Source organism: Vibrio sp. LB10LO1, assembly GCF_010092875.1.
Classification (GTDB): domain Bacteria; phylum Pseudomonadota; class Gammaproteobacteria; order Enterobacterales; family Vibrionaceae; genus Vibrio; species Vibrio campbellii.
In genome coordinates this window covers 1-16,231 of record NZ_JAADJW010000042.1, presented here as the reverse complement: position 1 = coordinate 16,231, position 16,231 = coordinate 1, and the positions used below count along the sequence as shown (strand labels likewise).

The 16,231-nt window shown below is 46.3% G+C and carries 15 protein-coding genes, 1 tRNA gene, 1 rRNA gene and 1 riboswitch; of the genes, 5 read left to right on the top strand and 12 right to left on the bottom strand.

Features of this window, described 5'->3' with window-relative positions; all coding sequences use genetic code 11:
- Positions 1-55: 55 nt before the first annotated feature.
- The 3 genes from GXP65_RS21855 to GXP65_RS21845 are packed head-to-tail and all read left to right on the top strand — an operon-like array spanning position 56 to position 2,149.
- Complete coding sequence (locus GXP65_RS21855; protein WP_162093723.1) at positions 56-928, top strand: DUF692 domain-containing protein; 873 nt, start codon at positions 56-58, stop codon at positions 926-928.
- Positions 925-1,683 (top strand): DNA-binding domain-containing protein, encoded by a 759-nt coding sequence (locus GXP65_RS21850; RefSeq protein WP_162093722.1) that lies wholly within the window; start codon positions 925-927, stop codon positions 1,681-1,683. The genes GXP65_RS21855 and GXP65_RS21850 overlap by 4 nt, the downstream gene beginning before the upstream one ends.
- A gap of 10 nt (positions 1,684-1,693) precedes the next feature.
- Entirely contained in the window at positions 1,694-2,149 is a 456-nt protein-coding gene (locus GXP65_RS21845) for a DoxX family protein (protein WP_010444592.1), read from the top strand.
- A gap of 31 nt (positions 2,150-2,180) precedes the next feature.
- Here GXP65_RS21845 and GXP65_RS21840 read toward each other — a convergent pair whose 3' ends face one another.
- The gene (locus tag GXP65_RS21840) at positions 2,181-2,462 is read right to left on the bottom strand and encodes a hypothetical protein (RefSeq protein ID WP_005430323.1); all 282 of its coding nucleotides are present in this window, start codon (positions 2,460-2,462) and stop codon (positions 2,181-2,183) included.
- Positions 2,463-2,553: 91 nt separating this feature from the next.
- Positions 2,554-3,747, bottom strand: a complete 1,194-nt coding sequence (locus tag GXP65_RS21835; protein WP_193788929.1) for a multidrug effflux MFS transporter — start codon at positions 3,745-3,747, stop codon at positions 2,554-2,556.
- A gap of 106 nt (positions 3,748-3,853) precedes the next feature.
- Here GXP65_RS21835 and GXP65_RS21830 point away from each other — a divergent pair, with 106 nt between their 5' ends.
- Positions 3,854-4,795, top strand: a complete 942-nt coding sequence (locus GXP65_RS21830; protein ID WP_005447244.1) for a LysR substrate-binding domain-containing protein — start codon at positions 3,854-3,856, stop codon at positions 4,793-4,795.
- A 203-nt stretch (positions 4,796-4,998) separates the two neighbouring features.
- Complete coding sequence (locus tag GXP65_RS21825; protein ID WP_162093721.1) at positions 4,999-6,789, top strand: aminopeptidase P family protein; 1,791 nt, start codon at positions 4,999-5,001, stop codon at positions 6,787-6,789.
- Between the two features lie 128 nt (positions 6,790-6,917).
- Here the strand turns inward: GXP65_RS21825 and thiH are convergent, their stop codons facing one another.
- The 10 genes from thiH to rrf form a co-directional block, all read right to left on the bottom strand.
- On the bottom strand, positions 6,918-8,045 hold the full coding sequence (gene thiH, locus GXP65_RS21820; protein ID WP_162093720.1) for a 2-iminoacetate synthase ThiH: 1,128 nt from the start codon (positions 8,043-8,045) through the stop codon (positions 6,918-6,920).
- A gap of 34 nt (positions 8,046-8,079) precedes the next feature.
- Positions 8,080-8,847 carry a thiazole synthase gene (locus tag GXP65_RS21815; RefSeq protein ID WP_162093719.1) on the bottom strand — a complete coding sequence of 256 codons (768 nt, stop codon included), beginning with the start codon at positions 8,845-8,847 and terminating at the stop codon, positions 8,080-8,082.
- A gap of 5 nt (positions 8,848-8,852) precedes the next feature.
- A complete protein-coding gene (thiS, locus tag GXP65_RS21810; protein WP_162093718.1) occupies positions 8,853-9,107 on the bottom strand; it encodes a sulfur carrier protein ThiS in 255 nt (84 codons plus the stop codon).
- Positions 9,108-9,145: 38 nt separating this feature from the next.
- On the bottom strand, positions 9,146-9,919 hold the full coding sequence (locus tag GXP65_RS21805; RefSeq protein WP_162093717.1) for a HesA/MoeB/ThiF family protein: 774 nt from the start codon (positions 9,917-9,919) through the stop codon (positions 9,146-9,148).
- Positions 9,906-11,321 (bottom strand): thiamine phosphate synthase, encoded by a 1,416-nt coding sequence (locus tag GXP65_RS21800; protein ID WP_162093716.1) that lies wholly within the window; start codon positions 11,319-11,321, stop codon positions 9,906-9,908. The genes GXP65_RS21805 and GXP65_RS21800 overlap by 14 nt, the downstream gene beginning before the upstream one ends.
- Positions 11,321-13,261: a phosphomethylpyrimidine synthase ThiC gene (thiC, locus tag GXP65_RS21795; protein WP_162093715.1), complete on the bottom strand. Its 1,941-nt coding sequence runs from the start codon at positions 13,259-13,261 to the stop codon at positions 11,321-11,323. Before thiC ends, GXP65_RS21800 begins: the two co-directional genes overlap by 1 nt.
- Before the next feature lie 165 nt (positions 13,262-13,426).
- Positions 13,427-13,525: riboswitch (TPP riboswitch) on the bottom strand.
- Between the two features lie 61 nt (positions 13,526-13,586).
- Complete coding sequence (gene crcB, locus GXP65_RS21790) at positions 13,587-13,970, bottom strand: fluoride efflux transporter CrcB (RefSeq protein WP_162093714.1); 384 nt, start codon at positions 13,968-13,970, stop codon at positions 13,587-13,589.
- Positions 13,971-14,093: 123 nt separating this feature from the next.
- Complete coding sequence (locus GXP65_RS21785) at positions 14,094-15,476, bottom strand: multicopper oxidase family protein (protein ID WP_162093732.1); 1,383 nt, start codon at positions 15,474-15,476, stop codon at positions 14,094-14,096.
- Between the two features lie 408 nt (positions 15,477-15,884).
- Positions 15,885-15,961: transfer RNA gene (locus GXP65_RS21780), tRNA-Asp, on the bottom strand.
- A gap of 31 nt (positions 15,962-15,992) precedes the next feature.
- Positions 15,993-16,109: ribosomal RNA gene (rrf, locus tag GXP65_RS21775) — 5S ribosomal RNA — on the bottom strand.
- Positions 16,110-16,231: the final 122 nt, after the last annotated feature.

Sequence of the window (16,231 nt, the reverse complement as noted above, 5' to 3'; positions counted from 1 at the left end):
GATGCTCAAGCAACGCACCCTTCTCTTCCCGACCGCTTTGAAAAAGGAGTTTCACGTGAAACACCACACCTTCCACGACCATGTTGGAGTTGGATTAAGAACCCCTCACCTCGATTACTTTAGCCAAAACAAACCCAAGTTGTCTTGGTTAGAAATCCACAGTGAAAACTATTTTCAACCCAACGCTGCAGAGCGCCATCAACTGCACGCGCTGCGCGAGCAGTATCAAATTAGCTGCCACGGCATTGGTCTGTCATTAGGTTCGGTGGAACGTGTGAATCAGAAGCACCTTGCTCAACTTAAAGCGCTGATTGACTCGATCGACCCGATTCTTGTTTCTGACCATTTAAGTTGGAGCGAGAACGGTGGTCATTACTTTAATGACCTACTTCCACTTCCGTATACGGAAGAAGCGCTCAAAGTATTCACTCGTAACGTGAATGAAGTACAGGATTATTTGCAACGCGAGATCTTGATAGAGAACCCATCTAGTTATGTGAAGTTTCAACATTCGACCATCAGCGAATGGGAGTTTCTTACCGAAGTTCAACAGCGCACTGGCTGTCGTTTGTTGCTCGATTTAAACAATGTTTATGTTTCGGCGTTCAACCACGGTTTTGATTGCGACACATACCTAGATGCGATTCCAGCCGACAAAGTGGATGAGATTCACTTGGCAGGTTTTACCATCAAACAACTCGACAAAGGTGAGATATGGATTGATACCCATAGCCGCCCAGTTAGTGATGAAGTTTGGCAGTTATTCGCGCAGTGGACAGAGAAACACGGTCCACGCCATACGTTGATTGAATGGGACTTGGATATCCCTGCGCCAGAAGTCTTGCTCGGAGAAGCGAAGAAAGCATCGCAACTGCTATTGCAAGGCAGACTCCCAAGTGAACAAAGCGAACCAAGGAAGGCATCATGAATCTAGCCACCTTACAAAGCCAGTTTGCTAAAGCCCTACACTATCAAGCACTCGGGGAAGATTGTGATATTGCCAGTGATGAGTTTACCGCTGATGAACGCATGCAGATTTACCGCAATAACTTTATCGTCAGCTTAAGCGAGGTGTTATCCGCGACCTACCCAATGGTTGAAGCGCTACTTGGTGAAGAATGCTTTGAACAGATGGCTCGCCAGCATGTTCTCACTTATCCATTAGAAGAAGGAAATGTGGTCCATTATGGCGAAGGTTTTCAAGACACCATCATGCAGTTCAGTCAAGTGATCGCACAAGCCCCTTACAGCCCTGAAGTCGCTCGCTTCGAGTGGCATATCGACCTTGCTCGTCAAGCGCAGTATGAACAATCCAATGCAGCAGAATTAAAACCGCTTGCGGCACTTGGCGAAGTGAGTGAAGAGCAACAACCCGCTTTGATTTTGCACCTTAAAAAAGGCTGCCGCAGCTTTGACTCTAGCTACGCCGTATTTGATTTGTTTGGCGCGATTCAAACTGGGCAATTCGAACAACTTAATATCAACCAATTACAGCAAGGTGTCATCTCGATTCAAGCCAATGGAGAAGCCTTGTGTCACGCACTCGATGCTGATGTGTTCCAACTGCTGCGATGTTTAGAGCAGAAGCTGAGTTTAAGCGAAATACCTGAAGTTTTACTCGCTCATCTCAATAGCATAATGGCACTCGATCTCGTTGACGGCTTTACATTGAAATCAATCTAAGGAGCACTCTATGACGGATACGGTTAAAAACTTAGTAAATCGGTACGACGATTTAATCAGTACCCTACAAGCTGGCTTTGTCCCTTTACTACTTCTCTTTTGTCGCTTGTGGGTTGCATGGGTGTTCTTCAATTCAGGGCTAATCAAAATCTCGTCTTGGGATAGCACACTGTATTTATTTGAGCTGGAGTACCAAGTGCCAATACTACCGTGGGAGTTGGCAGCTTACTTAGGTACGGCGGCGGAATTGGTTCTACCTGTGTTCTTGGCACTCGGATTGATTACCCGCCCGATGGCTGCGATTCTGTTTGTGTTCAACATCATCGCTGTAGTCTCTTACCCATTGCTGTGGGAGAAAGGTTTCTATGATCACCAACTTTGGGGATTGATGATTCTTGTTGTGATTGTGTGGGGGCCAGGACCATTGTCCCTCGACCATATCCTGAAAAAGAAAATTACCAACTAAAAAAATCCCCGCATGAAGCGGGGATTTTTTATTATTTGTTTAAGTAAGCCATTAGCTCTTCAGCTGAGATACCTTGTTGAGCAAGGTCTTTTGCCATCTGCTCAACCTGCTCACCTTTGCGTGACTCAATCACTTGCTGAAATTGATACACAAGGTCACGTAAAACTGGCACAGGAACTTGTTTTGCCGCGCTACGAATACGCTCAGAGCTTTGGTTGCCTAATTCATTTAGCAACTTACCAAACATCACCTTTTCTGGTGACTCTTCCATTTGCTCTAGGATACGAGCCATTTCATACGTGGTTAACGACATTACTTTATGAGTTCCGTTATGGTGTCGAGAAAAGTTTGAACGACAAATATACACGCGTTAAGTACATTGGAAAATACTAAATTGTCGAGTTTTACGCATTCGCCAATTTTGCATGCCAGCTCTTCCCTGCTTTACTAAACAGAATCACCAACGCTGGAAGCAGAACCCACATATGAATCGCGATCAGAGTTTGTGGTTCAAGTGATAGGCGTTGCAGCGTACCCACCAACAAACCAGAGCCACTCATCTGGAACAGACCAAGTAGTGCTGCCGCGGTCCCCGCCTTATCACCAAACGGTTCTAGTGCTTTACCTGCTGCCGCACCAAGAATCCAAGCAAAGCCAACCGATGAGATAAAGATTGGTAACATGAAAGCCAACGCCGTATTGTGCTCTTTCATTACCATCATGATCACGCCAGCAATTGCTAACAAGCTGATACCAACCACAAGCGAGTTGTGTGTGCCCCAGCGATCCATGAACTTAGGCGCTAGCATACATGCCGCAATATTAAATACCGCGTTAAGGCCAAACCAGAAAGTGAATTCGTTCATCGACAAACCCATACCTGTCATCAAGACGCCTGGAGCAGAAGTTACGTAAGCAAGAATCACGGCCATCGCCATCAAGCACAATGATGCATGGAAAATGAATGACGGTGTACTTAGTACCGACCAATAGCGGCTTAGCTTAAACACGGCTTGCTTTTCAGTTGCCGGGTTAGTTTCCTTCATACCGAAGAACATCATCGAGCCTGCAATCACAGCGAAGCCCGCCATAAAGCTGAAGTTTGCGCGCCAATCAAATTGTTGGGTTAACCAGCTACCAAGAATCGGGGCTAGTGCCGGAATAAAGCAGATCGCACCGTTAAGGTAGCTGATCATTTTGCCGCTTTTTTCCGGACCAAAGATATCGCGAACTGTTGCAAAGGCTGCCACAGATGTTGCACATGCACCTAAGCCTTGTAGCAAGCGAGCCGCCAACATCCACTCAATATTTTGAGCACTCCACGCCAATAAAGCGCTCAATGCGTAGATGGTGATGCCTCCCAATGCAACAGTTCGACGTCCGAGTTTATCTGCCAAGGGACCAGCGAATAGCTGACCAACACCCATAGCAAATAGGAACCAAGTGATGGTGTCTTGTGCCAATGCATTTTCTACCTGAAAAGTGGACGCGATAAGAGGCAAAGCAGGTAGGTAGATATCAATCGCAAGCGGACTGAACAGAACTAACATGGTCAACAGCGCCATCTGTTTTTTGCTATTTGTAATATGGCTAGACACAAAACACTCCAAATTGAACAAGAACTTTGCGCAAAGCTTAATCATCTGATGATATGAATGGAAATGATGTATACTCATGACCATTATTCCAATGGGGAAAATCACTGTGAACGTAGAGAAACTGGCACGTATCGACCTCAATTTACTGGTCTGTTTTAAAGTGCTGATTGAAGAGTTGAATGTCACCCGAGCCGCTCACCGACTTTGCTTGAGCCAGTCCGCCGTGAGTAAGTCCTTGGCTAAATTACGTACCCAATTTGATGATCCCTTATTCACTCGAAACTCACACGGATTGACGCCAACACCGCGCGCATTGTTCCTTAAACCGAAACTGGATCTGTTGATAAACCAACTTGAGGTGCTCACTCAACCCGAAGAGTTCTCACCACAGAGCAGTGAGTACCGTTTTCAAATCGCAGCGGTAGAGAGTGTCTACCCGCTCATTCTGCCTCACTTCTTGCCAGCAATTTTCCAACAAGCGCCAGGCGTGACCATCAGTACCCACTCTTGGTCGGAGCAAACCTTCAAGATGATTCAGCGTGGTGAAATCGATTTAGGCATGACGGGTCGAGATATCGACATCAACGATGCCAAGCTGACTATGCTGCCGCCAGATGACATTTGTGAGCAGGAAATCTATCGCGACCACCAAATGTGTATCGTACGTAAAGACCACCCGGCTTTGCGAGGTAATTGGAACTTAGAAGCTTATCTAGCCCTGCGCCATGTTCAGGTGCGTTGTGATGGCAACGACCGTTGGTTGCTCGACTATCGTTTAGCCGACATTGGTCGCGAACGTGATATCGCAGTCACCGTACCGGACTTTAACAGTGCCGCCAGTTTGTGTTCTTACACTGATTTTGTGTTTACCGCACCAAGCCACTTTGTGAAGCTGGCAGCCAAACAACACGACATGGCATTACTGCCGCTGCCACTCGAATTCCCGCCAATGGCTTACACTTTGTTCTGGCACCGAGACAGAGAAAATGACCCGGCTTTAACTTGGCTACGTACCATGATCACGCAAAAAACCGATCATCTTAGATAAAAATCCCGGACGCGATTTGCGCTCTTACGGTAAAATGAGTAGCTTAACAGTCGATAGTCCTTTTTGGCTCATCTATGGCCTGTTGTACTCCGACTCTATTGAAGTGATTGCGAACCTCAATGGAATCGTAAACTGCATGAAGCAGATGGAAACAGCTCCCACACCTGAGCATGAAGGAGCGGTAATTTGAAGGAATAACACAGATGCACAACGATACCCAAAGCCGCGTGAATGCAATTCGCGAATGGCTAGCACAACATAATATTGATGCCCTACTTGTCCCTCATGAAGACGAGTACTTGGGCGAATACGTACCAGCGCACAACGAGCGTTTACATTGGCTAACTGGTTTTACCGGTTCTGCTGGTGCTGCGGTAATCACCAAAGACAAAGCCGCTATCTTTGTTGATGGTCGCTACACGGTACAAGTCACTAAGCAGGTTCCTGCTGATCTATTCGAATACCGTCACCTGATTGAAGAGCCTGCACTAGATTGGATTAAAGACCATCTTGCAAATGGCGCCTCTGTGGCAATCGACCCTCGCATGCACAACTCTGCTTGGTTAGACATGGCACAAGCAAAACTTGCAGGTGCACTTGAGCTTAAGATTCTCGACAGCAACCCAATTGATGAGCTGTGGCACGACCGCCCTGCTCCTGTAGTTTCTGATGTTCGCCTAATGGCAACAGAAGCGGTTGGTCAATCAAGTGAAAGTAAGCGCCAAGAAATCGCAGAGCTGGTGAAAAAAGCCGGCACAGACAGCGCAGTGATCACAGCACTTGACTCTATCTGTTGGCTGCTTAACGTTCGTGGTCTTGATGTATCACGTCTACCAGTTCTGCTTTCTCACGCGATTCTGCATTCAGATTCAAGCGTGGAATACTTCCTAGATCCAGCTCGCCTACCTGCAGAGTTTGACACTCACGTTGGTTCTGGCGTGACGGTTCATCACCCAGAAGCATTGCAAGCACGACTAGAAACCCTAACTGGCAAGAATGTACTGGTTGACCCTGCGACAAGTAACGCGTGGTTTAAGTTGGTTCTACAAAATGCTGGCGCATCAGTGGTGAGTAAAGCTGACCCATGCCTAATGCCAAAAGCGGCGAAGAACGCAGTTGAAATCGCAGGTATGAAAGCATGTCATATCCGAGATGGCGTGGCGATGAGCAAGTTCCTATCTTGGTTAGATGCAGAAGTCGTTGCGGGTAACTTGCATGATGAAGCAACATTGGCTGACAAATTGGAAGCGTTCCGTAGCGAAGACCCGACGCTTATGGATCTTAGCTTCGATACTATTTCGGCAGCAGGTGGCAACGCGGCGATGTGTCACTACAACCACGAAAACCAACCTGAACCTGGCAAGCTAGAACTGAACACACTTTACCTAGTGGATTCAGGCGGTCAGTACCTAGATGGCACGACAGACATCACGCGTACAATTGCGATCGGTCAGCCTTCACAAGAGATGATTAAACAATTCACTCTCGCACTAAAAGGTCACATCGGTGTTGCTCGTGCACGTTTCCCGAAAGGCACACGTGGTTACCAAATCGATACGCTAGCTCGTCAGCACCTATGGGCGGAAGGCTACGATTACGATCACGGTACAGGTCACGGTGTTGGTCACTTCCTAAGTGTTCATGAAGGTCCGGCGAGCATTTCTAAGAAGCAAATCGACGTGCCTCTAACAGAAGGTATGGTGCTATCCAACGAGCCAGGTTACTACCGTGCAGATGCGTTTGGTATCCGTATCGAGAACCTAGAGCTTGTTGTTGAAACTCCAACTAACGGTGACTTCCCTGTTCTTTCATTTGAGTCGCTAACACGATGCCCAATCGACAAGCGCAACATCAACGTTGATATGCTAACTCGTCCAGAACTTGCTTGGCTGAATGATTACCATCAGAAAGTATGGGATGAGATCAGCCCGCTAGTTGAGGGTGATGTGAAAGAGTGGCTTCGTCAAGCAACGCTACCTGTAGCACACAGCTAGAAGCTAGAAGCTAGAAGCTAGAAGCTAGAAGCTAGAAAAAAATAGAGGGTTGATGTTTTGCATCAACCCTCTATTTTTGCCTATGTTTCACGTGAAACATAACGATGACCAGGGGCTTTCTTTGCTACTTAACCAGAATACGCCGAGTGCCAATCTCGCCATACTGGGTCAAACCCTTTGGCTCGAATCATCTCTTCCACAGAACCAGCACTTCGCTCATCACTGATCTCAAACTGCTCGAGTTCAACATCATCCATCGCATACCCACCCGGCTGAGTTTTCGATGCAGCAGACATACTGGTGATACCTAACGGTAATGCATTGTCTCTGAACTTCGGTGATTCACGAGTCGATAATGACAACTCCACTTCTGGATTCAACAAGCGATAAGCGCAAATCAACTGCACAAGCTGTTTATCCGTCATGACTGATTTTGGTTGCTTTCCGTTTAAAGAACTGGCCCCCTCACAAGGACGCAAACGCGGAAATGAAATTGAGTACCGAGTCTGCCAATACGTGCGCTCAAGATAGTTCAGGTGCGCTGCCACATAAAAGCAATCTGTTCGCCACTCTTCTAACCCTATCAAAGCGCCAATACCGATCTTATCGATGCCCGCTTTTGCAAGACGATCGGGTGTATCCAATCGGTATTCGAAATCCATCTTATTGCCACGCAAATGGTGCTCGGCGTAAGTCGAAGGATGATACGTTTCTTGATAGACCATCACCGCATCCAAACCCAATGTCTTGAGCTCGGCGTATTCGTTTTGATCAAGTGGCTGCACTTCCATCGCCAAATAATTAAAGCGCTTCTTAATCATCGGCACCATTTCGCGGAAGTATTTCATGCCCACTTTGGTTTCGTGTTCGCCAGTCACCAGCAATACGCTATCGAATTTCATGCGTTTAATGGCTTCAACTTCTGCAGCGACTTCGTCCCTATTCAAGGTACGACGCTTGATTCTGTTCTCCATCGAGAAGCCACAATAAGTACAAGCATTGGCGCACAAGTTAGAAAGGTACAATGGAATATAAAGCGACATGGTATTACCAAAACGCTTACGAGTTGCCGAGTATGACAGTTGCGCCATTTGCTCTAAGTACGCTTCAGCCGCTGGTGAAATTAGCGCTTTAAAGTCTTCCAAATCACGCTTGGGTTTATTCAATGCTCGCTCGACATCTTGTGCCGTTTTCGCGTAGATCGACATCGAAATATCATCCCAATTCAGCTGCTTAAATTGTTCAACGAAGCTCATGTTTTCCTCGCTTAATAGCTAAACCAATCTAGGACTAAAGCTCATCTAGGAATGACGTCAGTGGACTCGACGCAATCGCATGAGAAACCTTACCAGCAAGTCCGGCTTCATAAGCCATACGCCCCGACTCTACCGCCAACTTAAATGCCTTCGCCATCGCAACGGGATCGCTCGAAGCTGCAATCGCAGTATTGACGAGCACGGCATCCGCTCCCATTTCTATCGCACGCGCGGCATGTGAAGGTGCGCCGATACCCGCATCAACAACGACAGGAACATTAGCTTGGTCGATGATAATCTCTAGGAAATCGTGAGAAACTATCCCTTTGTTGGAACCAATCGGCGCACCTAATGGCATGACCGCAGCACAGCCTACTTCTTCCAATCGTTTACACAGAACTGGGTCAGCATGACAATAAGGAAGGACAATGAAGCCTTCACGAACCAGTTGCTCAGCGGCTGCAAGTGTCTCAATTGGATCGGGCATCAAGTACTTCGGGTCTGGGTGAATTTCCAGTTTTAGCCAGTTTGTACCTAACGCTTCTCGCGCCAGTTGCGCAGCAAACACAGCATCTTTAGCATTCTTTGCACCTGAGGTGTTCGGCAATAAGTTCACACCCGATTGTACTAACGGCAGCAAAATATCGTCTTGTTGGTCGTTCACATCGACACGCTTCAACGCCATGGTCGCAAGTTGAGATCCCGACACTTGAATCGCTTCTGCCATTAATCGGCTGTTGGCAAACTTCCCTGTTCCCGTGAACAGTCTTGATTCGAATTGTTTATCACCAATTTTAAGCATCGACGTTAACCCCCTGCGATCGCTTGAAACAAAGAGATGCTATCTCCCTGTGAAAGAACTGTGCTAGCCCACTCACTGCGCGGCACAACATTGTTGTTAATTGCAAAAACACAGCCCATTTCGGGCAGCGCAAATTGACTAATGATTTGCTGTAGATTCGACTCACTGGCAACTTGATGTGACTGGTCATTGATAACAATAGTGATCACATCTAAGCCAGCAGCGGTCATTTGTGTTGTTTGTTGTTCTGATAACGTCATTGCTTCCAACTCTCTTAATTCTGCCCATTACTCGTAAGCTAAATCTGAGCACACACTTGGCACTGTTTGTCTTTGCTTATCGCCATGGTTTGCCATTGCAGTTTCAACCCATCAAACAGATGCAACTTGGCAGTCTCGACATGAAACTTTCCCGTCGCCAGTTTTTGAATTGCCGCTATCGCTTGGTAGTTACCAAGTGTGCCCACCACCGGACCGACGACACCGCTCTCACTGCATTTTTGCGTTTGCGGTAACTCGTCGAACGGATACAAACAGCGATAACATGCTTTACTCTGCGCTTCTTGTTCAATTGGGGTTTGGTAATCAAAGACAGCGAATTGCCCTTGCCAACCAATTGCCGCCGCTGAGATGAGCGGCGTATTTTGCTCGAAACAAACTTGGTTAATGAGCTGGCGGGTTGGCATGTTGTCGGTGCAATCGAGCACCACATCCGCTAGCATCACCTCAAGCTGCAACTGTGCTTTGTCTAATCGCTTATTGAGAGCACGAACTTGAACCATAGAATTAAGGCCAGTCAGTTGCTTTACAGTAGCTTCTGTTTTCGCAACTTGGAGGTCTTGTTCACGATAAATGATCTGACGTTGTAGGTTACTGCTATCAACTTCATCGTCATCAACCACAACCAATTTACCAACGCCCGCTGACGCCAAGTACAAACTCGCTGCGCTCCCCAATCCGCCACAACCGATGATCAGCACATGCGATTTGCTCAAACGCTCTTGCCCAACTTCGGCAATTTCAGGCAGAGCGACTTGGCGTTGATAGCGAAGGAACTGCTTATCCGTGAGCATGCTCGCCTCTCTTGGTATCCACCAATTCACTATTCTGTTCAGTAAACGTTAGCAGTCTTTCCTTCATCAGTTGTGCAAAAAACTCGATGACGGACTGAGGTGATTCTGCCAACGTAATAGCTCGCACAACTGCCAAACTAGAAACACCTGTTTGCCAAACTTGGTCTGCATTAGATTGGTCAATGCCACCAATCGCGACCGTCGGAAAGCCAAGCACATAGTCACTATCTGCTTTGTCTTTTGAAGGATGGAAAACCGACTCCGCGTTTCCATAAGGAATGCTATCAATCAGCTTTTGATACAGAGCCAAGCGCACCAAACCTTGTGGTTTCGACGGCATCTGTTTAGTGGTGGTTGGGAAAATATGCCCTAGCGCGATGTAACTAGGATGAATTTGTACGATGCGTAGTAGCTCATAATAACCATGAGTAGAAAGACCAAGACGAATGCCGGCTTTAGTTAGCTGAGCCAAATTCGATTCTTCTATGTCTTCTTGTCCTAGGTGAACGCCATAAGCGCCATGCTTGATTGCCAACTGCCAATAGTCATTGATGAACACTTGTGCTTGATACTGACGACCTAGCTCAATTGCTCGAATGATCTGTTGTTCTAAATCGGCTTGTTGTGGGTTCTTGATTCGCAGTTGAATAGTGTTGATGCCTAGTGGCAGTAGACGCTCAATCCACGCAACATCATCAACGACTGGATAGAGCCCTAGACTTTGCTTAGTTAGAGTTGGAAAGCTAACGCTCTCGCCTTGTGCAGACCAACCAACTTGAATCCCTAGTCGGTTATCCTCCAGTACAGGTGTGGGGAAATCATCAAATTGGTCAGCCCACTGAGTAGATCTTCCCTCGTCAAGGTTGTCATTCAACAGTGTTTCACGTGAAACATTCGCTTGTTGAGTTAGCATTCCTCGAGTAAGTGTTAACGCATCTTCGATAGGAAAATCGAGTACTGTCAGCGTTACAATCCAAGCAAGGTGATGTCCGGGATCGAACATTGCGTTGAATTTGGACTTAACGGAAAGCGCTCTCACTTCGTTGTTAATTGGGTGACGCCAGATATCAAGCTGAAGCACTTTCTCCTTTTCATCGGATACCTGCGTATCAGCAATGCCAATATAAATCGCTTTCGACGGTTGCTTAGCACACGCTTCTACCGATAAAGCAGAGCGGTAATAGAGCACAAATGAACTCTCATTCTCAGAGTCATAACCATCAATAAGATCTGTCGTTATGCGCGTGGTCTGTTGGTCGCGAACAAGCTGAATAGATTGAGTTGGGCTCACACCCAACTCAATGTCTTCGATGCTAAAACCCTGTTCTTTCGCCAACAACAAACATTGCTGAACTAAACCAGTCAGTTCAATCAATGATGACGGAATAAGGATTTTGCTCATTAGTCACTTACCTCGGTATGTGCTACTGGGTGGTATAGTTCAGAACCTGTATCTCTAAATTCTTGCGATTTCTGACGCATCCCCTCAAGAGGATCATCCAGCATTTTGATCGATATAGCTTGGTCCGCAGCAACTTGCTCAGTGTCTTTCGCATACTCTCGTACCTCTTGCGAGATCTTCATCGAGCAGAACTTTGGTCCACACATCGAACAGAAGTGAGCAACTTTGCCGGATTCTTGAGGCAAGGTTTCATCATGGAAAGCACGAGCAGTATCTGGGTCGAGCGACAAGTTAAATTGATCTTCCCAACGGAACTCGAAGCGAGCTTTAGAAAGCGCATTATCACGAACTTGAGCGCCAGGGTGCCCTTTCGCTAAATCAGCGGCGTGCGCAGCAAGCTTGTAAGTGATCATGCCTACTTTCACGTCTTCTTTGTTTGGTAAGCCAAGATGCTCTTTAGGAGTTACGTAGCAAAGCATTGCACAGCCATACCAACCAATCATGGCAGCGCCGATGCCTGAAGTAATATGGTCGTAACCAGGAGCGACGTCTGTCGTCAGTGGACCAAGTGTGTAGAAAGGGGCTTCATGACAGTGTTCTAACTGCTCTTCCATGTTCTCTTTGATCATATGCATTGGAACATGACCAGGACCTTCGATAATCACCTGTACATCGTATTCCCACGCTATCTTGGTTAACTCACCAAGGGTACGAAGCTCTGCAAATTGCGCTTCATCGTTAGCATCGGCAACCGAGCCAGGACGCAGACCATCACCGAGAGAAAGTGCCACATCATACTTAGCACAGATTTCACAGATCTCTCGGAAATGGGTATATAAGAAGCTTTCTTGGTGATGCGCTAAACACCATTTCGCGATGATAGAACCACCACGAGAGACGATGCCAGTAACGCGTTTTGCAGTCATTGGCACATAGCGAAGTAGTAAACCGGCATGAATAGTGAAGTAGTCAACGCCCTGCTCTGCTTGCTCAATCAGAGTATCGCGCATCACTTCCCAGTTAAGGTTTTCCGCCACACCATTCACTTTCTCAAGCGCTTGGTACATTGGTACGGTACCGATCGGAACCGGACTGTTACGCAAAATCCACTCGCGAGTTTCGTGAATATTGCGTCCAGTAGAGAGATCCATAACGGTATCGCCACCCCAGCGCGTCGCCCACACTAGTTTCTCTACTTCTTCTTCAATCGAAGAAGTGACCGATGAGTTACCGATGTTGGCGTTCACTTTGACCAAAAAGTTACGGCCAATGATCATTGGTTCGGATTCTGGGTGGTTAATATTAGAAGGGATAATAGCGCGACCTTCGGCGACTTCTTTACGCACAAACTCGGCGGTAATGTCTTTTGGAAGATTCGCTCCGAAGCTTTGACCTGGATGTTGTTGATTCAGCACTTCATCGCGGTATTGAGCACGCCCCATATTTTCACGTAGGGCGATGTATTCCATTTCTGGGGTGATAATGCCTTTGCGAGCATAGTGCAATTGAGTCACGCACTGCCCATCTTTGGCACGTCGAATACGTGGTAGATTGCCGTAACGAAGATCGTCTAGCGTTTCATCTTCTAGGCGCTCTTTGGTGTATACCGAGCTTACTTCATCAAGTAGTTCAGTATCGGCACGCTCTTCAATCCACCCTTCTCGCAGCTTAGGTAAGCCGTTGTAAAGGTCTATGGTGTGATTTGGGTCTGTGTATACACCCGAGGTATCGTAAACGCGTACTGGCTCATTAGGCTCGAAAATAGGCGCTTCTTTTGTGCCTCCAATAAGGCTATCAGCGAGTGATATTTCACGCATTGGCACACGAATATCAGGACGTGAACCCTCTACGTAGACTTTGCTTGAGTTTGGGTACGGTTGTACCGAGAGTGTATCAATGAACTGTTTTGCTTCCAGTCTCGCTTGCTTGCGACTCGACATAGCATTTTTCCTTGCTTTGTTATGCTTAGATAAAAAGTATTGGGATAAAAATGCTTGGCGGATAGATGCGACAAGAGGAATCGAATTAAAGACAAGTTGAGCGAGTGCTCTTCGTCTATAACAACATTCGACTATTTGATAGGTCGACCAGATAGAGCTCTGGTGTAGATATCTTCTCTTGTTCCCTTCGCAGATTCTAATCTGATCAGGTTCAACGGATCCCGAATTAACGGTCTCAGCCTTATGGCACTCCGACAAGTGAAATCAGTATATAAAAACGGCTTGGTTAAACCAAGCCGACCTGATTAAGATTTGAGTATTTTTGCTAGCTACGCATCAATAATTGGAAACCAATCCACGCAGCTGAAATGCTTAACACGACATTCAGTAGTACGTTCAATCCCATCTTAAAGAAAGCGCCCTGCTGCATAAGCAACACGTTATCCATCGAGAAAGTAGAGAATGTGGTTAATGCGCCCAAAAAACCAAGACCGATGATTTGACGCCATGGGTCAGTGACCATCAACTCAGTTTCAAACGCAGCAATCAGTAGACCCATAATAAATGAGCCAACCACGTTCACGGTTAAGGTACCGTACGGAAAGCCACGTCCGAGTAGCATCACACAAAGTTCAGAAATTAAGTAACGAGAACATGCACCAAATGCGCCACCCAATGCAATAAAACCCAAAACGGCTAGTTGTCCCATAATTCCCCCAGAAAAGTTAATGGCGACATTGTAATCAAATTTACGGCAATAGTGATTATACAATCTTAGAATTCAGCAAAGTATAGCGCTTAAAACTTATCAAGATTTAAAAAGTTACAGGAGTCACTTTACTTCGATGTAACCCATCAACCCCGTCTTCATGTGTTCGATCACATGACAATGGTACATCCAACGCCCAGGGTTATCTGCAACAAATGCCGCTTTCGCACTGCCATTTTTTCCAAGTAAGACCGTATCGGTATGAAACGGTTCATCGAGTTTTTTGCCATCTAATTCAAGGACGGTAAATGTATGTCCATGAAGATGAATAGGATGATGATATTGGGTGACGTTCTTAAGGTTGAAGATATAGGTTTTTCCAATCTCCAATGTTGAAAGCGGCGCTGGAATATTATCTTTACTCATTCCCTCCCAAGCTCGTTTGTTTATCAGCCAAAACTTAGGTATCGCTTTGCCCGATTTATCGGTAGGAGTGATCGCCCCTTCCCATTCAAACACATAATCAATTTGTTCCGCATTTTCCAAATCAAGATCTGGCACAGGGTTGAGAGGCAATAAAGGCAGTTTCTGATTACTCGGCAGGTCAGACTCAACAATATCAAACTCACACAAAGGGAATGGGAAGCGTCCTTTCATTTGACGCACATAAACACGTTCTCCAGCCTTCGGAGCAATCAATCCGACATCTAACCTCATTCCCGGACCAATTTTGTGCTGAGTGAGCTTATAAGGCGTTTTAACAGGATTACCATCTATAGCAATAACCCAAGCCTCTGCACCTTCTATGGCGATCGGGTAAGTAATGGTGTTATCGACATTAGCAATTCTTAGTCGCGTTGTTGCATTCTGCTTCAACGCATAAACAGGTTCATGAACACCATTGACGCTACTCCACTCTCCTGGCGTTCCCATACGTGCACTCAAGCGCGGCACCATAAGGTTCTTCCACTGACCTTGCTTATCTAAATGCCAATGCTTGAGGACGACTTCATGCTCTTCATTAAACTGAACAGGCTCAGCCTCTTCAACGATAATTAGACCAACTAACCCCATACCAAGCTGCTTAACGCTATTCATATGTGGGTGATACCAAAACGTACCCGCATCTGGCGGTGTAAATTCATAAACGAATGTTTCACCCGGCATGATAGGCGGCTGGCTCAAGAAAGGGACACCATCCATTTCAATAGGGATTCGCAAGCCATGCCAGTGGATTGTAGTTGGCTCTGAAAGCTTGTTGGTAAATCGGATAATAACTTTCTCGCCTTGGCGACAACGAATCGTAGGAGCTGGAATCGATCCATTAAACGCGAGTACATCCGTATTAAATCCTGGTACTAATTCAGCAATAGAAGGCTCTGCAGTGATGTCGTATATATGCTGACCTTGTTTGTTAGTGCCCCTAGATAGAGAACATGCAGGCAGAACGGTAAGCGCAGAGATCGCTAAGGAAGATTGAAGAAAGCGTCGACGAGATATATCCATGTATTTAGTCACTTATTATTCCAATTGATGTGAGTGTAACTAAATATTAATAATGATTCTCACTTATCTTTTAAAGATGTGCACTTATGATGCTTAGGGTCAGAGATTGTAAGTGAAGATCCATATATTGTGGGCACTAAAAAGGTAGTAAGCACCTACACACATATAACGAAGAAGTAAAAGAGATCGGTTTAACAAGGAGGGAACTTAATAATAAGTGAGATTAGAACAAGCAGGAGTTTGAAGGTTCTAAAAACGACGAAAGCCTTGCTATTTCTAGCAAGGCTTTCTAAATAAGTGGCGGAGCGGCTGGGCTTGCAAGCAAGCGGGACTCGTTGGTCGTAGACCAAAAATAATAGCGCAAACGAAAAAGCCCTAGCATTTCTGCTAGGGCTTTGTCTGAATAAGTGGCGGAGCGGACGGGACTCGAACCCGCGACCCCCGGCGTGACAGGCCGGTATTCTAACCAACTGAACTACCGCTCCGCACTGGTTAGACCTAAAGTCTAAATTTAAAGCCTGGCGATGTCCTACTCTCACATGGGGAAGCCCCACACTACCATCGGCGCTAATTCGTTTCACTTCTGAGTTCGGAATGGAAATCAGGTGGGTCCAAATCGCTATGGTCGCCAAGCAAATTCTTGCTTTTACTTTCAGCTTTTTCTAAAAACTGAAGGCAAAAAATCTGGAAAGCTGTTTTCAGTTCTTACACATTCAATTCGTTCTTGCTTTGAGTCCATCAAAACCCCTTGGGTG